The 22,221-nt window shown below is 58.5% G+C and carries 17 protein-coding genes; 2 read left to right on the forward strand and 15 right to left on the reverse strand.

The annotated features are described in order from the left end of the window. Nucleotides 1-95: 95 nt before the first annotated feature. From JI59_RS21625 to JI59_RS26910, 14 genes are all read right to left on the reverse strand, one after another. Nucleotides 96-1,712 (reverse strand): long-chain-fatty-acid--CoA ligase, encoded by a 1,617-nt coding sequence (locus JI59_RS21625; protein WP_039857741.1) that lies wholly within the window; start codon nucleotides 1,710-1,712, stop codon nucleotides 96-98. A gap of 72 nt (nucleotides 1,713-1,784) precedes the next feature. Next, nucleotides 1,785-4,127, reverse strand: coding sequence for a TonB-dependent receptor (locus tag JI59_RS21630; protein WP_007014223.1), 2,343 nt, complete (start codon nucleotides 4,125-4,127; stop codon nucleotides 1,785-1,787). 159 nt (nucleotides 4,128-4,286) lie between these two features. After that, a complete protein-coding gene (atzF, locus tag JI59_RS21635) occupies nucleotides 4,287-6,098 on the reverse strand; it encodes an allophanate hydrolase (protein ID WP_007014222.1) in 1,812 nt (603 codons plus the stop codon). Then, entirely contained in the window at nucleotides 6,095-9,712 is a 3,618-nt protein-coding gene (uca, locus tag JI59_RS21640) for an urea carboxylase (protein ID WP_007014221.1), read from the reverse strand. Before uca ends, atzF begins: the two co-directional genes overlap by 4 nt. Continuing rightward, nucleotides 9,712-10,344, reverse strand: coding sequence for an urea amidolyase associated protein UAAP2 (locus tag JI59_RS21645; RefSeq protein WP_039857739.1), 633 nt, complete (start codon nucleotides 10,342-10,344; stop codon nucleotides 9,712-9,714). Before JI59_RS21645 ends, uca begins: the two co-directional genes overlap by 1 nt. Nucleotides 10,345-10,356: 12 nt before the next feature. Continuing rightward, the gene (locus tag JI59_RS21650; RefSeq protein ID WP_007014219.1) at nucleotides 10,357-11,166 is read right to left on the reverse strand and encodes an urea amidolyase associated protein UAAP1; all 810 of its coding nucleotides are present in this window, start codon (nucleotides 11,164-11,166) and stop codon (nucleotides 10,357-10,359) included. After that, nucleotides 11,163-11,345, reverse strand: a complete 183-nt coding sequence (locus JI59_RS26905) for a hypothetical protein (RefSeq protein ID WP_138921454.1) — start codon at nucleotides 11,343-11,345, stop codon at nucleotides 11,163-11,165. Before JI59_RS26905 ends, JI59_RS21650 begins: the two co-directional genes overlap by 4 nt. An 84-nt stretch (nucleotides 11,346-11,429) precedes the next feature. Beyond that, a complete protein-coding gene (locus JI59_RS21660) occupies nucleotides 11,430-12,368 on the reverse strand; it encodes a LysR family transcriptional regulator (protein ID WP_007014218.1) in 939 nt (312 codons plus the stop codon). 207 nt (nucleotides 12,369-12,575) lie between these two features. Next, the gene (locus tag JI59_RS21665) at nucleotides 12,576-14,027 is read right to left on the reverse strand and encodes an NAD-dependent succinate-semialdehyde dehydrogenase (protein WP_202946101.1); all 1,452 of its coding nucleotides are present in this window, start codon (nucleotides 14,025-14,027) and stop codon (nucleotides 12,576-12,578) included. Between the two features lie 118 nt (nucleotides 14,028-14,145). Next, nucleotides 14,146-14,622, reverse strand: a complete 477-nt coding sequence (locus JI59_RS26385; protein WP_081474020.1) for a DUF3830 family protein — start codon at nucleotides 14,620-14,622, stop codon at nucleotides 14,146-14,148. A 54-nt stretch (nucleotides 14,623-14,676) separates the two neighbouring features. Continuing rightward, entirely contained in the window at nucleotides 14,677-15,405 is a 729-nt protein-coding gene (locus JI59_RS21675; protein ID WP_039857736.1) for an MBL fold metallo-hydrolase, read from the reverse strand. 1 nt (nucleotide 15,406) lies between these two features. Next, nucleotides 15,407-17,047: a N,N-dimethylformamidase beta subunit family domain-containing protein gene (locus tag JI59_RS21680; protein ID WP_052118026.1), complete on the reverse strand. Its 1,641-nt coding sequence runs from the start codon at nucleotides 17,045-17,047 to the stop codon at nucleotides 15,407-15,409. Between the two features lie 13 nt (nucleotides 17,048-17,060). Then, a complete protein-coding gene (locus tag JI59_RS21685; protein WP_007014213.1) occupies nucleotides 17,061-18,518 on the reverse strand; it encodes an APC family permease in 1,458 nt (485 codons plus the stop codon). A 27-nt stretch (nucleotides 18,519-18,545) separates the two neighbouring features. Beyond that, nucleotides 18,546-18,728, reverse strand: coding sequence for a hypothetical protein (locus JI59_RS26910; protein WP_007014212.1), 183 nt, complete (start codon nucleotides 18,726-18,728; stop codon nucleotides 18,546-18,548). A 274-nt stretch (nucleotides 18,729-19,002) separates the two neighbouring features. Here JI59_RS26910 and JI59_RS21690 point away from each other — a divergent pair, with 274 nt between their 5' ends. Both JI59_RS21690 and JI59_RS21695 read left to right on the forward strand, forming a co-directional pair. Further along, entirely contained in the window at nucleotides 19,003-19,662 is a 660-nt protein-coding gene (locus tag JI59_RS21690) for a TetR/AcrR family transcriptional regulator (RefSeq protein ID WP_007014211.1), read from the forward strand. A gap of 98 nt (nucleotides 19,663-19,760) precedes the next feature. Further along, a complete protein-coding gene (locus JI59_RS21695) occupies nucleotides 19,761-21,503 on the forward strand; it encodes an acyl-CoA dehydrogenase family protein (protein WP_007014210.1) in 1,743 nt (580 codons plus the stop codon). Between the two features lie 270 nt (nucleotides 21,504-21,773). Here the strand turns inward: JI59_RS21695 and JI59_RS21700 are convergent, their stop codons facing one another. Further along, nucleotides 21,774-22,013 carry a hypothetical protein gene (locus JI59_RS21700; protein ID WP_007014208.1) on the reverse strand — a complete coding sequence of 80 codons (240 nt, stop codon included), beginning with the start codon at nucleotides 22,011-22,013 and terminating at the stop codon, nucleotides 21,774-21,776. Between the last annotated feature and the right edge of the window lie 208 nt (nucleotides 22,014-22,221).

The raw sequence follows: 22,221 nt of genomic DNA on the forward strand, positions 1-22,221 counted from the left end.
GCCCTCGCTGGCGCAGGCCGCATGTTATCCAGAAATCTATCAAGGGCAGGTTGTCGCGCTAGACGCGAATACTTGTCCCGTACCATAAATATGATCTATGGCCGCCGAGAGAGAATTTGCTCACGCAGAAGATTCTTGTCGATCTTCCCCGTGGACCCGAGGGGTATGTCCTCCACAAATATCACATCATCCGGAAGCCACCATTTCGGCACCCTGCCCTGCAGAAATTGCAGAAACTCCTCCTTGGTGCCTGCCCCTGCACTCTTCAGCTTCACAATCAGGATGGGCCGCTCGTTCCACTTCGGATGAGGGACACCGATCACCGCAGCCGATGCGGCCTTGGGATGTCCTGCGGCAACGTTCTCAATCTCGACCGAGCTTATCCATTCACCGCCGGATTTTATGACATCCTTCGCGCGGTCGGTGATCTGCATGAAGCCATCCGCATCGATCGTCGCGATATCGCCGGTATCGAAAAAGCCTTCGCCATCGAGCAGGTCTTCCTGACCTGCGCCGAAATAATCACTCGCCACATAGGGCCCTTTGACCATCAGCCGCCCACATGTGGTGCCGTCGTGGGGCAGGCGCTTGCCCGTGTCGTCAACAATTTTCATGTCGAAACACACAGGGGCCCGGCCCTGTTTGACTTTGTAACGCATTTGCTGCTCGCTGGACATTTCGCCTAACTGTCCTTTGGGAGAAGACAGCGTTCCGAGAGGCGAAACCTCGGTCATTCCCCATGCGTGCATGACGTCCACGCCATATTCGTCCTGAAAGGTGCGGATCATCGCATCCGGAACCGCCGCACCGCCGATGACGACCCGCTTCAGGGTGGAGAGCTTCTTTCCGCTTTCCTGCAGATGGGACAAGAGCATTTGCCACACGGTCGGGACAGCCGCGGAGAAGGTCACACCTTCGGCCTCCAGCAGTTCATACACCGAAGCGCCATCCAGGTGCGGCCCCGGCATGACGATCTTCGCGCCAACCGCAGGGCAGGAAAAGGCTAGCCCCCATGCATTTGCATGAAACATTGGAACGATCGGCAGGACAACATCCCGTGAAGACAGGTTCATGACGTCCGGGGACATCGTCACAAGGGAATGAAGGAAGTTTGATCGGTGAGAATAGAGCACTCCCTTCGGCTTTCCGGAAGTACCGGATGTGTAGCACAGGCTGCTCGCTGTATTTTCGTCGAAGCCTCCCCAAACACAATCGTCTGCCTGATGAGCCAGAATATCCTCGAAGCAAATCGCTCCGCGCATGTCTCCGCCTATTTCCGCGGAATTACACATGAGGACAAGTTTCTCCACTGACGGGAAACGTTCCCGGTTCGCATCCAGGATAGGAAGGAACTGCGGATCGACGAAAATGATCTTGTCGCCGGCGTGATCGATTATGTAGCTGAGCTGATCGATCGAGTGCCGTGGATTCAGGGTGTGGCAAATCGCACCGATGCCCATCGTTCCGAACCAGGTCTCCAGATGTAGCGGCGTATTCCAGGCCAGAGTTGCCACCCGGTCCCCCTGGCGTACGCCCATTTCCCGCAGGGCGTTTGAAAGCATCTTGGCCCGGCGATGCACCGAACGGTAGTTTGTACGCTCAATCGACCTGTCAGTCTTTCTCGCGACTATCTCCGCATCGCCGTGCCAGTTGCTCGCGTGATCGAGAATTTTGTCCAGCGTCAGCGGCCAGTTCTGCATTAGTCCGTTCACGGCGAACTCCCCTCAGGATGCTTCGGCCTCGATTATTGGGTCAAGGCCGAAGCATTCCATTTATTATAGTTCTCAGTATCGGTAGGTTAGATTCATACCTATAGTACGAGGGCGTATCGTAGTTTCGAAAAACAGATCTTGCTGCCCTGGGCGACTAATAGAGGTCCTAGGATGAGAGTTCGTCAGGTTGTTAACAAATGCCGAAATATCGAAACTACCAGCTCTAATTCCAGCTCTAAAATTAACAATATTGTTTGAATCGACGAGATTGTTATCCGGATCTACCGAATAGGTGAACGGAGTACTCAAATCGTAACCTGCATTGTAATTATACTCCGCATGGCCGTAAGCTGAGGCGCCGCCTGATGAAATCGGATGTTCGTAGTCGAGTGCGAGAGATACCGTCCACTCCGGCACCGGAAGAACATCGCCCTTCGTCACAAGCGGACGACTGCTGCCGGCTGCGCCCTGTACGTCCTTGGTAAAGTGCGCGTCTGTATATCCAGCGCTGACATCCAGCGTGAGTCCCGTGGCTGGCGCAAGGGTGATGTGCGCATCCGCCCCCTTGCTGACCGCTGTCCCCAGGTTGGCGACGAACGAAAAACCACAAGAGAGAGAGACTGAAGACTGAATGTTCGTCCAGTCGATGTAGTACGCACTGGTTTCAAAGCGTATCAAGCGATCCGCAAGGCTGCCCTTGGCGCCAACTTCATAGCTCCAGACGCTATCGGAGCCATACGAGCCGGGAGCGGCGGTCAAGCCCAGGGAATTCAGGTCGCTCTGGCAAGTCGTGGCCGGCACGGGATTGTTACCCCCTCCGATCCTGTACCCCTTCGCCGCGGAAGCATACAGGAGAAGATCGGCATTCGGCTTGTATTCCAGCCCGAATTTGGGCGTCACGGGCTTCTCTGACTGTTTCGCCGCGGCCGTGGTCATGCCCCCGTTGAAGGGACCGCCTTGCTCGTTCGAGGAAGAGAACTTCGTCTTTGCCAGACGGATGCCAGCAGTGACAGAAAGCTTGTCCGTCAACTTGTAGTCCACCTGGCCGAATGCCGCGATCTGCTGGTCCTTGGATTTGTCGAGCCCGTAATAGATCAGATCGCCCGGCTGCAAGAGCGGCAAACCGAGAACGCCTTCAACGTCGGCGCCAAAGAGCGCGTTGAACAAGGCGTCCCCGTTGGGCTCTGGCACAAATTGATCCGCGGTCTGCTTCGCGCTTTGATAAAACAGGCCCGCGACCCATTTGAGCTTTCCGGTTCCCTGTGACTGTAGACGAAACTCCTGCGTAAAGGTCTTCTGGCTATTTTTCAACGACACATCGGATAGCGCATTGTTATCATAGCCTGCCCGCCAGTCTTCACCGAGGAGGTAGGGAACATCTTCAGTAAAATCCTGATTCTTCGTCGCGACCCTGTCAAAATACGATGTGTTCGATATTACCAATACGCTATCAAGGTCGTAAGAAGCAGCAAAGCTGTACAGTGTATATTTGTCCAGGGTCGGCTGACGAAGCGCCTTGCCATTGTTAAAGTCGGTGGCTGACGGATCAGACAAATGTCGCCAGTACATGTTGGTGTCTCGCGCGCTCGTCCGCTGGTAGTAGATCGAAGGCGTTACGATCAGCCTGTCCGTCACTACGGCCTTGAGTGCGCCCCGCAAGCCAAGGGTTCCGACGCTATTTGCGTTATTATCCAGCACTGCGCCTGTATCGCGGTCGACCCGATCGATCCAGCCGCCGTCCCGTCGATAATCCGCGCTTACCCTGAAGCCGAGGCGGTCCGCGATGATCGGACCACCAACCGCAGCGCCGCCTTCGAAACTCGGATCCCCGTTCTTGGTCGTCGCTACTTCCGCCCGGCTGTAGACGCTATACGAGGACAGACCCGGCTCGGGAGTGATAAAGCGAACTGTCCCGCCTTCGGACCCGGCGCCGAACAACGTACCCTGGGGTCCGCGCAACACCTCGACACGAGCCAAGTCGAACAGAGCCGGATAGGCGTTCGTCGATACAGTGCCGGCACCGAGTGCACGCACCTGCAAAGGCGTATCATCAATGTAGATGCCGGTAGTACCGGCACCCACGATGGACGAGATTCCGCGAATCGAAATCTGGGTGGTGTCGCCATAACCAGGTGCGAAAGTCAGCCCAGGCGTAATCTTCGACAGGTCCCCGACACCTCGAATTTGGCGCTGATCCAGACTTTCCTGACTGAAGGCCGAAATTGCGAGCGGAACATCGCGGAGGGATTGTTCGCGTCGGTTCGCTGTTACGACGATATCCCCTTCACCGAACACTTGTTCAGAATCCGCACTCGACTGGCCGGGCACTGGTGAGGCCTGAGCGATCGCAACGGTCGGCAATCCGGCAAAAGCGACGGTTAAAAGTAACCGAAATTTCAGTGTCGTATTCCTCATGATACTTACCCCGCTTTGTTGAATGGATATTATATTGTCTTAATAAATGATCACCACGTAAATATATTTAAAGTCTAATTTTGAAATAGTGTATTCATTGTTTAAAATGAATATTTTTAAGTCATCGGGCGGCGATCTTCTGGTTTTCTACTGCTGTTGTCATTCATCGGCGCAGGCCGTTCGACCAGGTACAGGATCAATCGTTGCGCCTGCAGCCACATAGGCCCGCCAGCCGCCAAATCCGGTGATGTCGCGCGCGCCGACAATAGCCCGCGGTTCTGCGACAAAGCCCTTCACGCTGCTCCCATCCGCGAGAATGACAGAGCCGATTGCAAGGGGAGGAGGAACCTCGGCGACAAAGCTGCCAAAAGCGGCGACATCCAATTCGTACACCTCCACCGCGATAGCGGCTCCGTCTGCGGAATACGCCAGCGCAGGTTTGGGCGGCACACTGTCAGCCATCGCAAAGAGGCGATAAGTCGGCGCTGTCGTTGTGGCTTCGATCGCACGAGCGTTGCGGGATGTAAGTTGCCAATGAAGCGGCATGCCTTCCAGATGCGCTCCCACGACGGCGAGTTTCACGGTCTCCATTCGCTCCCCCAAATCAAGTGACGGCGGGTGTGGAAGCGCGGCGGCCTCCAGATAGGCAGCGCCCAGGTCCATCAGTGCGTTGTCGGTCCAGGCCGGCCCGATGAGCGATATGCCAAAACCGGTGCGATTATCCCGGTAACCCGCCGGGAGGGCCAAGGCGGCCATGTCGAGCAGGTTCACGAAATTGGTATAAAGGCCAAGGTTGCTGTTCAGAGCTATAGGCTCAGCCAGCATCTCGGCCGTCCTGTAGATCGTCGGTGCGGTGGGCAATGCAAGCGCATCCACCTGCTGCCACATGATATTTGCAATTCGGGAGAGCTCGGCAAGGCGATACTGTCCACGAAAAACATCTATGCCGCTGACCGTCAGCCCCTGCTCGAGAATAAGCCGGACCGTCGGATCGATTGCATCTGCATGGTCGATGAGGAATGAGCCTGCTGCAGCCGCGCGCTCGGCGACCCAAGGCCCGTTATAAAGCAGAAGCGCTGCCTCATTGAGGGGATCGATGTCGACTTCGACGAGCTCCGCACCTGTTCGGGCGAGCGCTTCCAGTGACTGGGTGTAGAGATGTTCGGACGCCGCATCTCCGAGAAAGACACGCTGCTCGGGTAAAGGCACGCCGATCCTGCGGACGCCTGCGGAACGATCGACCAGCGCCCGTGAAAATCCATCTGCGGGGTCCTCACCCGCAACGATGCGGTCGATTAATCGGGAATCGTCGATCGTGCGGGAAAATACGGTTATGCAGTCGAGCGATCGGCATGCGGGAACGAGCCCGGCCGTGCTCCAGCGCCCCTTGGTAGGCTTCATGCCGACGAGGCCGTTGAACGCGGCCGGCACTCTTCCCGAGCCTGCCGTGTCGGTCCCGAGAGCAAAGGCCACCAGACCCGCCGCCACTGCGACCGAAGAGCCGGAACTGGAGCCGCCGCTCACATAGGCGCGGTTGAATACACAGACAGGGGCGCCGAACGGGCTGCGCGTACCATTGAGCCCAGTGGCGAACTGGTCAAGATTCGTCTTGCCCATGGGAATCGCTCCCGCGGCAATGAGACGCTCGACCACCGTGGCAGAGCGCTGCGGGGTGTAAGCGAACCTGGGGCAACCTGCCGTCGTCAGCACATCGGCCAGGTCGATGTTGTCCTTGATCGCGAATGGAACTCCGGCAAGCGGAAGCGCCTCCCCTGCAGCAACGCGTGCATCCACGCGGGCAGCGGCAGCGAGTACGTCTTCCTCGCTGCACCGCGTGATCCAGATTGCCGGCTGTACCGGGTCATAGTCGGCAATCCGCGCCAGAGCCTGACGGGCCACGGTGACTGCGGTAACCTTGCCGGCGCTCACCGCCGCTGCGATCGCGTTCGCGTCGGGCCGACTATCCATCATGGCACCTCAACCGCAAGAATGGCGCCGCCTGGGCTGATCGACTGCCGCTCCTCGACGTAGATGCGCCGCACTATGCCGCTGATCGGAGTCGTTATATGGGACTCCATCTTCATTGCCTCGATGATTGCGATCGAATCCCCTGCCTCGACGTGTGATCCCTCGTCTGCGAGCAACTTCCAGAGACTGCCGCCAAAAGGCGCCTCGACCAGCTCACAACCGGCCGGCAACTCGATGGTGACGGTGTCCTCGTCGCTGCCGGACTCTTCAGCCAAGGCAGCGACGCGGTTGAATTCACCATCCCGCTCCCACTGCGCCCGTTCTTCGCCAAACGCTGCCTGCCTGCGGCTCTCGAATGCCGCTATGCTGTCGGCATTTTCCGCCATGAAGGCCCGATATTCAGAAAGACGGAACACCTCCTCGTCAATCCGGATGGAACGGCGGCCAAGCGGGAATTCCCGTCTCCATTCGGTCAATTCCGAATGGCTCACCGGGAAGAAGCGAATGCGGTCGAAGAAGCGCAGCAACCAGGGCTTGCCTTCGCGGAACATCTCGGTCTGTCGCCAGCTGTTCCACACCTGGATGGTTCGACCGAAAAGCTGATAACCGCCCGGCCCCTCCATCCCGTAGATACACATATATGCGCCGCCGATGCCGACGACATTTGGCGGGGTCCACGTGCGGGCCGGATTGTATTTAGTGGTAACGAGCCGGTGCCTGGGATCTACCGGTGTCGCTACCGGAGCGCCCAGATAGACGTCACCGAGTCCCATAACGAGATATTCGGCATCGAACACAATGCGTTTAACGTCCTCGATGCTCTCGAGACCGTTAACACGGCGAATGAACTCGATATTGTCCGGGCACCATGGCGCATCATCGCGCACCGAAGCCATATATTTGTTGATCGTCTCGTAGATCGCCGGATCTTTCCAAGACAACGGCAGGTGCACAACGCGCGAGGGAATCTCGAAATCGTCCAGGCCGCCCAGCCGCTCTTCGGCCTCAGACAGCGCTTCGATCAACGCCGACTGCGGCAGGAGCCGACTGTCGTAATGCACCTGAAGCGAACGGATGCCGGGCGTTACCTCGATGACGCCGGGCAAGGCCAGCTTGTCGATTTCAAGCATCAGTGCGTGGACACGCAGGCGCAGCTCAAGATCGAGAACGATCGGACCATATTCGACCAGCAGATTACGGTCACCCTGCTGACGATATGTGACCGCCGGGCGGACACCCTGGCTGGGAATCGCGCGCAGGATCGGTGAGCCGAGGTCTTCGTCCTCCCCCAGCTTCGCCTCCGGTGGCGGACTGGAGAGCTTGGCGATGAAGCTGTCCTGCGCCTGCTCAGCGGCGACAGCCATATCGTTATCGACAGGCAGGAAGCGCACGCTGTCGCCGGGCGCAAGCTGGCCAACCTTCCAGAGATCTGCCTGCGCCACCACGAAGGGGCATACGAATCCTCCGAGCGAGGGACCGTCGGGACCAAGGATGATCGGCATATCGCCGGTGAAGTCGATCGCCCCGACAGCATAGGCGTTGTCATGGATGTTGGAGGGGTGCAATCCCGCCTCGCCGCCGTCCCGCCGTGCCCATTCAGGCTTGGGGCCGACCAGACGGACTCCGGTACGATTGGAGTTGTAGTGCACCTTCCACTGTGCGCTGCGAAGCATTGCGATATCGGCGGTAGTGAAGAAGTCGGGCGCGCCATGCGGGCCGTAAAGCACGCGGAGCGTCCATTCAGAAGCAATCTCGGGTCGATCCGACGGCGATAGGGCTTCCACCTTCTTACCCGTGCACGCCTCCGCCCGGTTTATATGAAGTGTATCGCCGGTCATCACAGCTCGGCCTGCGTGCCCGCCGAACTCCCCCAGAGTGAAGGTGCTGCGACTGCCCAGATAATCGGGCGCTTCTATGCCACCCTCGACGAGGATATAGCCGCGCATACCATCGCCGCTGACACGTCCCACCTTGAGGACCTGTCCCGGCTTGGCATCGAACGGGGTGTAGCAAGCCAGGGGCCGGCCATCGAGCGACGCGCCAAAATCTGCGCCCGTCAGGCACAGGCGCGCCGCCGTGTTAAATTCGAGCGTCGGGCCTGCCGCGGTCATTTCCAGCCCGGCCGCACCCTCGGCATTGCCGAGCAACCTATTCCCCAGACGAAAGGCAAGAGCATCCATCGGCCCGGATGGTGGAACGCCCACGTTCCATAAGCCGACCCGGCCGGGATAATCCTGTACGGTGGTAGATGCGCCCGCTGAAAGTACGCGGATTGTGCGGGGGGTATATCCAATCTCTGCCAGCGCTCGCGTCGACACATTGCCGGTCACGAACGGCTCCGATCGCACAACCGTCCGCAGCCAGTCGACATTGGTCTCAATGCCCGCGAGCCGGGTGCCGTCCAGCGCCTCCTGCATCGCGGTGACCGCCGCCTCCCGGGTTGGAGCGGTGACAATCAGCTTGGCCAACAGGGGATCATACCAGGCCGAAACATCCGTACCGCTTTCGACCCAGCCATCTACACGGGGACCGGAGGGGAAATCGACGTGGATCAAGCGGCCGGAACTGGGGCGATAGTCCAGCGCCGGATCTTCAGCGTACAAGCGCGCCTGGATGGCAGCGCCTTTCGGCTGGCTGACGAAACCATCCAGAAACCCGAAATCGCCGGCCGCACCGCGTATCATCCACTCCACGAGATCGACGCCCGTGACCTGCTCGGTCACCCCGTGCTCGACCTGCAGCCGGGTGTTCACCTCCAGAAAGAAGAAGTCGTCGCGCTCCGAGTCATACAGGAACTCGACCGTGCCAGCAGAGCGGTATTTCGCGCCTGTCGTCAGACGAACCGCGCAGTCCATAAGCGCCGCGCGGGTTGCGGCAGGAAGGAGCGGGGCAGGTGTTTCTTCCAGCACTTTCTGGTTACGGCGCTGCAGCGAGCAGTCGCGCTCACCCAAGGCTACCACGCGCCCTTGACCGTCTCCGAAGACCTGCACCTCGATGTGGCGGGCCCTGGCGACATAGCGCTCCAGGAACACGCCACCATCGCCGAAATTCCCGCTGCCCAGGCGCGCAACGACGGCAAAGTCGGCCCGCACGTCATCAGGGCCGTGGCAAATCTTCATGCCGATGCCGCCGCCGCCCGCGGTTGCCTTCAGGATAACGGGATAGCCAATGCTTTCCGCCTGCCGAAGCGCCTCTTGTTCATCGGCAAGAAGATCGGTGCCGGGAGCAAGCGGCACGCCGTGGGCCGCCGCAAGCGCGCGCGCGGTATGCTTGAGCCCAAAGACCCGCATATTGTCCGGCGTGGGGCCGACGAAGGCGATTCCAGCTGCCGCGCACTTTTCCGCGAATTCTGCGTTTTCGGAGAGAAAGCCATATCCGGGATGAATGGCTTCAGCGCCGGTCGCCTTGGCTGCGTCCAGGATCGCGTCAACATCAAGATAGCTTTCAACCGCAGGCGCGGGCCCGATGCGGACCGCCTCGTCAGCCTCCGCAACGTGCAGCGATCCAGCATCGGCGTCACTGAAAACGGCGACAGAACTCACCCCCATCTTCCGAAGTGTACGGATGATGCGGCAGGCAATGGCACCCCGATTGGCTATGAGAACCTTCGCAAACATTACCCGGCCACCACCATTCGAACGGGCGTGGGGTTGAAGCCGTTGCAGGGGTTATTGATCTGGGGGCAGTTGGAAACGACGACGACTACGTCCATCTCGGCGCGCAAATCGACCATGAGACCGGGCGCGGAAATTCCGTCAACGATACCGAGCGTGCCATCTGCTTCTACTGGCACATTCATGAAGAAGTTAATGTTTGATACCATGTCTCGCTTGTTTCGACCCGCACTTGCATTGGCATCGAGGAAGTTGTCGACACAGGAATGATGGGACTTGGTATGGTGGCCATATCGAAGCGTGTTTGACTCGCAGGAGCAGGCACCGCCAATCGTGTCGTGATAATCGACATTGGTATCCGTGATAGTCATCATCGGACGCGCTTCATTGGAAAGCAGGACCGCACCCTTGCGCAGGAAGATATTGCGCTGGGCAGCTAGAGTATCCTGCGCGCTGTAACGCTCTGTGTCGTCCTGGACCGCATACATGAGGAAGTCGACCGCCTGGTTGCCCTCAAGGTCGACGATGCGCAGGGTTTGACCGGCCTTCACCTCATGGATCCATGGGGCGCGGGCAGGCACGATTTCGTCATGGATAATTCGACCGGCAAGCCCGGCGATTTGCTTATCGCTCATCGTCACTTCCTGTCAGCGCCGAAAATAGTCTTCGGTATTGAGATAGGCGCGCAGCCCTTCGGGCGTCGCATTGCGTATGGGGTCATCGTCCGGTGTCACATCGCCCCGCCAGGCTGTTAACCGCAGCGGCGTAACGCTGTAATCAGCACGTGAATCGAGCACGTGAGGACAGTTCGCGAAAATGACGATCAGATCCATCTCGGCCCTTAGCACAACCGAGCGCCCGGCCTGGAACGGACCGGTATTGGGCTCGATCGAACCATTCTCGGCAATCTCGACGCCCTTGAACCAATTGATACAAGGGTGAATGTCCTTGCGCCCCAAACCGTACTTGCTGACGGCAAGCTTGAAACGATCACGCGCATTGGAGTGACTGCCATAGTTCTTGCCGTCTCCGTAGAGGCGGGCGTTCGAGCTCTCGTTGGACGCGCCGCAAAAGGCGTCGTGAGTTCCTGCTTCATCCTCCAGGATACTCATCATCACACGGCCCATATCGGACAGGAGAAGTTTGCCCGTGCCTAGATAGGCGGTCCATTGCACCTTCAGAGTATCCGCCACGTTCAAGCGCTCGGTGGGACATTCGGCATTGAAAATAAGCATCGATGCGCAGGAATCTCCGTGCAGATCGACAAGCCTGAGCCTGGATCCGCGGCCAAGTCGGCGAGAGGTATAGCCTCCGGCTTCAACCGTCTCTTCCCACAACACGTCGCCATCCACATCGCTTGCGCTGGCGGGTACGATCGGCATGGCTTCGACCTTCGTGCCAGCCATAATCCGCGCATGGTCACGCGCGGCGTGAACATTGTCCGTAGCGCTGGTCATTGTGCCCTATACTCCGGCAAAGAATTTGCTTGGCGGACACGTTCGTGATGCAAGACAGCATCTTCGACAGCCTGATGTGCCGCTGCCTCCACGACGAAGTCGAGTTGGCCGAGAGTTCGGCGGCAGCCGAAATGCGGCAACGATGGATATTGTTCAAAGGTTCGCGTCAGGCTGAACATGTGGCCTCCTTGAGAACTCAATTGGTCTCAAAGATGGCCTCATTACACTAGATACTGATTTTTCATCCAAGTCATAGAAGTGATCTATGCCCCTTGCAGGGCACTGATGCGACGGGTGATTTCGTTAAAGAAGAGCTGCGTTGCCGTGTCACGTTCAGGTTCCATGCGAGCGAGCAGATAGATGTCGTATGATGGCTCTGCATCCCTTGGCAGCAAGGGCCACAACCTTCCTTTTTCGACGCCCTTTTCTGCCGCCAGGACGGGAAGAAACCCAATTCCAACACCGGCACTAATCAGGCGGGTTGCTTCGTGAATATCCTCCGCCCAGCCGGTCGTGACTGTTCCCAAACCGAAGCGCTGACGCAGTCTGGTGATGACTTCGAGTTCGTCTCCGCCGGTCAGCACAAAGCCTTCTTGCCGGAGCTCGGACAGCCGGGTAACGAGGCGGCCGAACAGAGGGTGGGATCGCCCGCAATAAAGTTGCTGCGTTTCCACAAAAAGAGGCTCGTAGCTCAGGCTACTGCGCACGCTACCGTCGTAGCCGACACCGATTTCAACCTCGCCGCGCCCAATGGCATCCAGGACGTCGCGCCACGGCGACACCCGAATTTCGATTTGAATGGCTGGATACCTTCTGTGGAAAGAAGCAATCGCCTCATCGAGCTCGGGGAAGATTATGGATGAGATCATTTGGATCCGAACCAATCCTTCGACCTGGTTCATCGCTTGAGCAATCTGGTGCGGCGCCGATCGTGCGGCGTCGAGCATATCCTCGCAGATGAGCAGCAGTGCCTTGCCTGCAAGTGTCAGTTCGATGCCGCTTGTACTGCGCAGAAGAAGCTGCGCCCCTGCGTGCTCTTCCAATCGTTTCAAGGCGGCGCTGATAGTGGGCTGCTGCTTGCTCAGCCGCCGCGCCGCCGCCCCAATCCCGCCAGCCCTTACGATTTCGACAAAGAGGCGCAAGAGATTCCAATCGACTTTCGCCGCGAAATTCTTGTCAATCCTGTGAGGTTGATCGGTCAAATAGGCACCCTACGCGGACAAGTTCGGGAAAGCATACTGGCACAATGATATGCCGCTGTGCACAATGCAGTACGAAACCATCAACAACCCGAACCTTGACGCAGTGTGCACAGCTCTCATGCCTACACCACGAACATCAGCCTTCCACACAAATAATGAATCCCGCGCCATGATCCCCCCCCTTGGGCGATCAATAGCCGGCGCAAGTCATTCCCCCTCTATAGCCGTGCAGACCAATTTCATGTTGAGATATTCGTCTATGCCGTAACGTGAGCCTTCGCGACCGAAACCGGATTGCTTGATGCCGCCGAAGGGTGCGACTTCGGTCGAAATCTGGCCGGTGTTCAGGCCGACCATGCCATATTGCAAAGCCTCCGCTACCCGGTGGCTGCGCGAAAGATCCCTGGTGTAGAAATAGGCGGCAAGCCCCGCATTGCCTTCGTTCGCCATGGCTATGGCTTGCCCTTCGGTATCGAACGAGACGATGCCGGCCAATGGACCGAATGTTTCCTCCCGGCAAAGCCGCGCATCAGGCGGCAGATCCCGGACCAGCGTGGGCTGAAAGAAATGACCCGCTCCATCTATGGCGTGACCGCCCAGCAGCACCCTAGCGCCTCGACTCGACGCATCATCGACATGAGACTGCACCTTGGTAACGGCCGCATCATTGATCAGCGGCCCCACATTGACGCCATCGATCATGCCGTTGCCAACCTGAAGCCCCGCGATCCTCTTGGCCAGCCGGTCGACAAAAACATCGTAAATCCCGGACTGGACGTAAAAGCGATTGGCGCACACGCATGTCTGGCCTGCATTGCGAAACTTGGAAGCCATTACGCCATCGAGTGCGGCTTCCAGATCCGCATCATCAAAAACGATGAAAGGTGCATTCCCGCCCAACTCCAGCGACAACCGCTTGACCGACTGCATTGCGACAGATGCAAGCATCTTGCCCACGCCAGTCGAGCCAGTGAAGCTCAGCTTGGCAATTTCCGGATGTGTGACCAAGACCTTGCCTATAGGTTGGGCCTCGCCCGCCACGATATTGAGCACGCCATTGGGTATGCCCGCTTCGCCTGCCAGCAAGGCCAGCGCCAAGGCGGAGAAGGGCGTAAGCTCGGATGGCTTCACAACCATCGTGCAACCCACGGCAAGAGCCGGTCCGGCCTTGCGCGAAATCATCGCCAGCGGAAAATTCCACGGCGTGATCGCGGCCGTAACGCCCACAGGCTCGCGAGTGACCGCGATCCTCATATCACGCGCGTGACCCGGAATGATATCGCCGTAGACACGGCGCGCTTCCTCCGCGAACCAGCGGATAAAGGATGCAGCATAACCGACTTCCCAAAGCGCTTCGCCTATCGGCTTGCCTTGCTCAGCCGTTATCAACCGGGCCAGATCTTCTCGATGATCCAGGATCAGGTCGTGCCAGCGCAACAACTTCCCGGCGCGTTCGGCAGCACTTAAAGCGCTCCATTGGGGAAAAGCGCGAGCGGCCGCGGCTACCGCCAATTCGGCTTCGTCGGCTCCGGCGTCGGGAATCGACCCGAGAATGCGACCCGTCGCGGGATTCCGAACCATGATCCGGTCATCGCTGTCCACCCAACGGCCATCGATGTAGTTCTTTTCTCGCCGGAGATCGGCACGCGTCAGCGGCAATTCCTCGGGCATCGAACTGTCGCTCATCAGTGAAACTCCGTCAGAGCAACTTCCAGGCGGCCGAGCGCCTTGCCGACAAATTCTTCCTGCTCGTCCCAGCCATAACCTGTGCCATCGATCACTCCCCCCGGCTGATAGTGATGGCCGTTGCGCCGGCATTCAGGGTGGCAAGACATGCACTGGCGAAGGCCTCGAAGTTCTGGTCGATCTGGCCGATGATGGACCCGTGCAGGCCTTCCTCCCAGAAATGACGGAGATCGACCTGCCCGTACATGAAGGCCATTTCGAACAGAGCCTCGGTCTGACCGATGAGACGGTTGTCATTGAGTGCAGCGAATTTCCTCGGTTCTGCTCCAAAGAACATGACCTCGCCAACGGCCGGCCGCATTGATTGGTTTTCTATCGGCGGCGGACTTCCGCGCCCTGGCAGAAAGCAAAATACCTCATGGCCGTCGAAACAGGCGTGCGACGTCTTTGTCTCGAAGGGTTTCGCAAGAGTGTCCCAAATCCAGGAACAAACTGTCGGCGCGGCTTGGTCATACAAACGCAAGGACGCGCGGACATCATAGTCCGGCAGGGCGACTGTCAGTCTCATCTCATCAATCCTGTGGTTATCGCTGCAAGTGCGCCGAAAGCGATCCCTTCGGCGTCACGCGCCATGGGCATCCAGCCATTGGCGGATCAACTGGCGATAACGCTCGCCTGAGAAGCTGGGGAAATGACCGCCGTGAACGATGCGGACGGGATAATCGAGGAGCCTTTCCATCGAAGCGATGTAGTCGTCGATATTCGAATGATAGGTGTCCTCGATCAAAGGGCCATCATAGATGATATCGCCCGAGAACATGATCCCTGACTTCGCTTCCCATAACGTGATTCCGCCCGGAGAATGACCCGGGGTGTGGATCACTTCGTAAACACGATCGCCGAGGTCGATGACATCGCCATCTTCAAGGATGCGCGTGGCGGGTGCAGCCTTTACGCTGTAGGATTCCGACCGATAAGGCTCGGGGGGAAGCGCGTCGAAAATCTCGTCCTTGACGTAAAGATCAGCCAGCGTGTTGGCGCGCGTGGGGTGAGCCATCAGATCGGCTTCGGCTGCATGGACTGCTCGGCAGTCGAATTCGTGATGGCAGCCGATATGATCGAAATGGATGTGGCTCGCGACGGCGACCAGATCACGCTCGGTAACCAAGGGGACCCACTCACGAAGCGAGACGACCCCCATGCCACTATCGACCAGCATGTCCCGGTCACGACCACGGACATGCCACATGTTACATCGGTAGAATTCCTGGATAAACGGTTCGCATATATAGGTCACATCGTCGTCAAGACGCTTGGTCGCGTACCAGTTTTCGGGCGCGATACGTTGCATTTCAATCTCCATTCCTCGAACCGAAGCGGCGCAGGACGTTGTGCGTGATTTTCTGGGTAAACGGATCTTCGTGGATCAGGCCATTAACCCACTCGGTAGTTCCGGCATTGAAGACCGAACCTTTACCGCGCTCAAAAGTCGCCATCATCCCCGCGCCATAGAACTCGCCCTGGAATCGGTCCGGCATTGCATCGCCGAACATCGCCGCAGTCACATGGCTGAATTCACCGATCGGCGCGCCGATCGGCACTGCGCCTTTCCATTTGTCGATTTCACCCGCAACGGCAGGGGCCATCGCGACAATGTCCAGGTTCGTTGGCGCGCCATCGCTGCCGGTCGGATAAGGCAAGCCCTTCCGGAAAGTGTAATCGACGCTGTCCAGTTCGAAAGCCGCAACACAGATCGGAGCGCCGCCGAAGACATCGCCGTAATACAGGTCCGTAGCCTCCAGCGTCCAATGGTTCGGACGATAGACCGTATAGCCGCCAGAGGAACGGGGCGTCGTCGCTCCAAAGCGATTATACACCCCGCCAAGTCCGGTAAGCCCCATCGTTGCTGCACCGGGGCGATCTATGAATGGCGCATCCCATGCCGTTGTAGTCTTGGCCGGGTCGATATCGAACATCGGATCCAGTCCTGGATCCTTGTAGCAAATCTGTCGCGTGCCGTTTTCTTCAAGACGAACCTGCCATAGGAAGTTGCCCGCAAAACGGGCGACATGCCCGCCCTGATCGACGAAATCGTCGATGCGGTCGCGCATCTCAGCGGTCCAATATTCATCATGACCGACCAGTATCGCGCAAGAATAGCCGGAGAGACAATCGGGGTCATCATGAAGGTCGTGCTGGGTGAGATAGTCCAGCTCGTAACCGTGCTTCTCGGCCCACACGACAAAAGGCCGCTCATAGGTCGCCCAGAACGCATCGGATGCGTGACGCGAATAGCCATGGGTATGGGCCCACTCATACGCGGGGTGACGCGGTATGAAGTTCGGGCCTGGTGTATCGGGATTGGACGCTCTCGGCGCGCCGGGTGGTTGGCGCAGCAGGCCGCGCGCAATGGGCCGCATCGTAGACAAGCGCGGAGCGGGGCTATCTGCATGAGGCGGCACGTCAACACCGCGATAATGGTTTGCGCCGCCCCAGTCATTATAAGCGACCAAGGTACTCGTCGTCAGGACAAGGGCATAGGCCGGGCGACCTGCAGGCATGTGCCGACGCACGACGAAAAAGCCCTCGCGTTCATAGGTCCGGCCTTCGAACTGCATCGACAGGATGATCAGATAGAAGCCCGGCTGCCAGCAGGATTCGACTGGAACCGTGAACGAAACAGGCCACCCGCATCCGGTCTCGTATGAGTTTGACGGCGTTTCATGCATCTCGCCGGCAAGTCCGTTCGCCTCCCATACAACAGTCGGATCTGCACCATCGCGAAGCACGCGGACGTCATAGTTCGATGCCGTGGTGTGAACATGAACCTTCACAACATCGCCGGCACGGTAGCTGAAGCGATCGGCGTAGCACCATAGCTCGGGCTCATTCGCGGAGCCGCTGGGCCGTTCAATCGCAAAGCCAGGTATGGCCCAGGCATATCGTGGTGGCTGTGTCTCTGAGGACGGTCCGGGAAGTGCAGTGCTTGTCATGTCCTATCCTCTTTCACATCCGGCTCTCACCGAGGACTTTCCAAGCTTCCGGGTCTGTGCGGCGAAGCATGGAAGCCCTGATGACCCCTGCCAGGAATGCCAGTAGGAGCGGTATGTTGATCATCAGATTCCCGGTGCGGCCGAGTTCTGTCAGCAAATCCATTTTCGTACAGACCAGAAAAAGAACGACGGAAAGAGCGACTGCCGAAAGGGCCGGTGCGATCAGCCTGTGCCAAATACCTTCCGACTTCGCAATTCGGCGGAAATACATGATGACCGCGACTGACGTCATGATCTGAAGGAACAGTATGCCGACAAGCGAGGGGGTGTTGGTCCACACCACAATCTGGGTATAGGGATCAAGATCCGTGAAGCCAAAGGCCACCAGGGACACGATCAGGATCGACGACTGGACAATGACAGCAACGACTGGACTCCCGCTTTTGGCTCCAGTGATCGAAAGTGCATGAGGCAGAAGGCGCTCCCGACCCAGGGCGAAGAGATATCGTGACCCGGCATTGTGCAGGGCAAGGACTCCGGCAAAGAAGCTGGTGACGACGAGAATCTGCATGATATCGGTTATCAATTTGCCCGCATATGATGTGCTGAGGCGGAAGATCAGCATCGACGGGTCGTTCTTCAGCGTGGCGGCAAGGTCACTGGGGCCGACCGCCATCAGGAATATCCACGACATGAATGTGTAGAGAAGCGCCAGAACCGCCACTGCAATATAAGTTGCCCGCGGAACGGTCCGCGAGGGATCACGCACTTCCTCGCTATAGACGGCCGTCTGCTCAAATCCGACATAGACGGCGAAAGTTATCACGAACAGCGGACCAAGCGCCGACCAAGACCAGTTGAACGGCGAAAATGCAGCGAACGAGTAGGCTTCGGGCACCCCTGTCATCAGGATCGCGGCCGCAACGATCAGCAGAACGCCAATCTCTCCCAACAGCACGACGGCAAGGACGCGCGCGCCAGCCTCGACCCTTCGATAGGACACGCAACAGACAGTGATCCCGATCAGAACCGCACAAATGCTCCACGGCATGTCAATGCCAAACACAGACATCAGCGTCGACGATGCGAACAACCCCGATGCTGCACAAAACCCGATTTCTCCCAAGGTGTAGACGACGTATGCAAGAAACGCCGATCCAGCCCCGAATGACTGCCCTAGTCCGTGCGTGATATAGGAATAGAATGCCCCCGCATTGCGGATGCGCCTGCTCATCGCCGTGAAGCCTACGGCAAAGAGCGCATAGACAATTCCCGCCACCAGATAGCCGGCCGGCGCGACAGTGCCGCCAACCATAAATGAAAGGGGTGTAAATCCGGCAAGCACTGTAAGCGGAGCTGCCGCCGCGACGACGAAGAACACCAGATGCCGAGCTTCAATCGCTCCCTTTTTCAGGATCGTGTCGGGTTCGACAATTTGAGTGTCTGCCGTGGCGACTGCTATATCGTGCATAGAACCCCTTGCTATTTTCGAGTGCAATCAGTTGACCGGCTTCAGGCTCAGCAAACCAGTACTTCTTTGCCGGTCGAGCGCGCGTTCTGTCCGATCAACCGTCCAGAACCTTGGCAATTTGGTGAAGCATGGCAAGTTGTACGAACAGGGCTGCGCCGCGGCGACCTTGCCGACCGAGGGCATAAAGGCCGCCATGACCCATTCGTGCACACCGGACTTCCCAGGTTTCACCTCGCCTCACACACTTTCGGCCTCCTTCAATAACTCGAAGCGTCTCAAAGCCAGGGTCATCGTGCTAGATGCTACTTCTTCATTCATATCATAGATAGGATCTATGCCCTTGGCGGCTCATGGCCCGGGCCTGTGCCGCGCGTCAATCAAACGAAGAATGCGTTAGCAAAGCGTTTCAGCGCGCCGCGGGTAACACAGCGGCAACGAAGCCAGCAGCTGGCGACAGACTTTCCCGGGCGAGCCGAGGCGATCAATGATCGGGATCGATTCCATGGGCAGGCATGCTATGCCGCTATCCATGACAGTGGCATCGCATTCCGAAACGTCTCCAGAGCATCCGTTTGACCGCGCGAATTATGATGCTGGCATCAGTCCGCGCAAGCGCGAAATTCTTGAGATCGCGGCGCAACTTTTCGCTCGCAAGGGTTACCGGGGAACGTCCCTTCGCGACATTGGTTCACAGGCCGGCGTATTCGGAGGCTCGCTATACCACCATATCAAGTCGAAGGACGCGCTCTTTCTCGAGCTGCATAACGCCGCACTCGATGCGGCCGAAACGAGAATTGCACAGGCTGTTCGCGGTGTGGAAGGCGCGTGGCAGAAGTTGGAAATAGCCTGCGCCACATTGCTGGACATCCAGCTCGCACCCGATTCCCTCACGATGCCGATGATGAATGACTTTCGGGAAGTGCCAGATGCAATACGCGGATCCTTGGTCGCGCGCCGGGACCAGTTTGAAGGCCTGTTCCGGCAGCTCGTTGAAAACCTGCCACTTCCGCCGGAAATCGACCGGTCCATCTATCGCAACTTGCTGCTTTCACAATTGAACTCTGCTGGAGACTGGTATCGTCCCGGTCGACTGAGTCCGAAAGAAATTGCAGCGCAGATAGTCGCCGTTTTCCGACACGAATAGCGCGTATTCCTGGTTCCATCCGGCCTGTGTGCATGCTCGCCAATTGACTGTAACAGTCGTTTGGTATAGCCGACTGTCCTCAGTCGAGGAGACAGACGATGATCGATTACGCGGCACCCGTTGAGGATTACCGTTTCCTGCTGAGGCAAGTGCTGAATTTTGACAGCGCAATGGCCGACCTTGGCAAAGACGTCGACACAGACCTTGCTGGCGCAGTGCTCGAGGAAGCTGGCAAACTGTGCTCGAAAACGCTCGGCCCCATCAATCGCAACGGCGATGAGCAGGGCAGCCGACTGGTCGATGGCGAGGTAAGAACGCCTTCCGGCTTTGCGGATGCCTATCGTGAGTTTGTCGATGGCGGCTGGGCGGCACTTTCCGCCGATTCCCAGTGGGGCGGTCAGGGCCTGCCCTTTATCCTGCAGCTTTGGCTGGACGAGATGATGTCGGCGACAAATCTGTCCTTCGGGTTGTTCCCGGGGCTGACACGCGGTGCGGCCGAGGCGATAGCCGCTCATGCCAGCGAAGAGCTGAAAGCCACCTACCTGCCCTCGATGGTCAGCGGCGAATGGACCGGCGCCATGGCGCTGACCGAAAGTGGCGCAGGCACCGACCTTGCCCTGCTCAAGACCAGGGCCGTGCCAAACGGCGACGGCGCCTACGCGGTGTCAGGGCAGAAGATATTCATCTCCTCTGGCGATCATGATCTTTGCGGCAATATCATCCACCTCGTGCTGGCGCGTCTTCCCAATGCCCCTGACGGGATAAAGGGGATCAGCCTGTTTCTCGTGCCCAAGTTCCTGCCCGATGACGCTGGCGGCTTTACGGTCCGCAACACGATGTCGGTGGGCGCGTTGGAGCAAAAGATGGGAATCCATGCTCAGCCCACCTGCGTCATGAACTATGACGAGGCAACCGGCTGGCTTGTCGGCGAGCCGCATCGCGGCCTGGCCGCCATGTTTACGATGATGAACGCAGAACGCTTGATGGTCGGAATCCAGGGCCTGGGTATTGCCGGCGCGGCATACCAGCAGGCGACAGGTTATGCCCGCGAGAGGCTGCAGGGCAGAAGCGCCGATGGCGCGCGCGGACCAGTCGCGATCATCGAGCATGCCGATGTACGGCGTATGCTGCTTAACATCCGCGCCTTTGTCGAAGCCGGCCGGGCCCTTGCAGGCTGGACCGCGCTGCAGCTCGACCGTGCGCATTCCCATCCCGATGCGCAAGCGCGTGCCGAGGCCAACGCGCTGGTTGCCCTCCTGACGCCAGTCGTGAAGGCGGCCTTTACCGACTTCGGCTTTGAAAGCGCAGTGCAGGCCCAGCAGGTCTTCGGCGGCCATGGCTACATTCGTGAATGGGGCATGGAACAATATGTGCGGGATGCGCGCATTGCCCAGATATATGAGGGCACCAACGGGGTTCAGGCGATAGACCTGGTCGGTCGCAAGTTGGCAATGGCAGGCGGTGCGGTTGCTGAAAGCTTCTTCAATTTGGTCGAAGCCGACCTTGCCCAAGCTGCGCAAATTGAAGCTGCGTCTGTGGTATCGCGGCGCACCAGCAAAGCGCTTGAACTCTTGCGTGAGGCGACAGTTGGTCTTCGAGGCGGCAGCATCGATGCGCAGGGCGCCGTAGCCGTCGACTACCTGCGCCTGTTTGCGCTTGTTTCCCTTGGCTGGATGTGGGCGCGTATGGCAGCCGCGCCAGGCGATACGCCCTTTCACGCTGCCAAGAAGCAGGTAGCGGACTACTTCGCAATGCGCGTCTTGCCGCAAGTTGACGGGCTGGCATCGAGCATCGCCGCGGGCGAGGAAACAGTCATGGCCATAAGCGCCGACACGTTCTGAATCGCGCCAGTCCGCAAACGATCAACTCTGGATTGTCCGCATGGCCGAGTGGGTTTAATGCCCCTCGGCCTTTCTATTCGGCCATGGAAATACGATGGCATTTCGCAATGCCGTCAGATCCCGCCATTCATGCGAAAGGGCCATTCGGCCAACAGCACGGATGAGATAATGTAGAACAGCACTTCGTTCCGGACACCGGCGTTCCGGACAAATGCAGCACCTTTAACGCTCGCCTGACCGGAAGCCTGCAAGTCCGAAGGCAGGTCGGTCCTACTGGTCAGCGGCAGTCCCGTTGGCCGCTTCGCTGGGCGGTACCGGGGTCATCGGCGTATCGGGCAGGTCCACCGGCACGCCAGTTGCGTCGGCATCCTGCACAATCATCTGGCCACCGCTCTCGTCCTTGACGTCGGCCTTGTACTCGGTCGGTTCTTGTGAACATGCGGCAATGGCAAAGACGGCAGATACCGCCATCAGCGCCTTCACGGCAATCGGGGATCTTGCATAAGCCATAACTCGACTCCCTTTTTTCGGAGGGTAGCGCCTTGGCAATGTTGGAGACAAGTGTCCTGTTCCCGCGTGATCCTGTTCGATGGCCCGGCGCAGGCTGGTTCCAGCGCCAGATGCTGCGACTATCGCTGTGCGCCGCGCCATATCGTTCGGGCAAAGAAAAACCCGGTCATTTCGACCGGGTTTAAGAAGTTTGGGAGAGGATGCCTGA

The sequence above is a fragment of the Novosphingobium pentaromativorans US6-1 genome, assembly GCF_000767465.1.
Taxonomy (GTDB): domain Bacteria; phylum Pseudomonadota; class Alphaproteobacteria; order Sphingomonadales; family Sphingomonadaceae; genus Novosphingobium; species Novosphingobium pentaromativorans.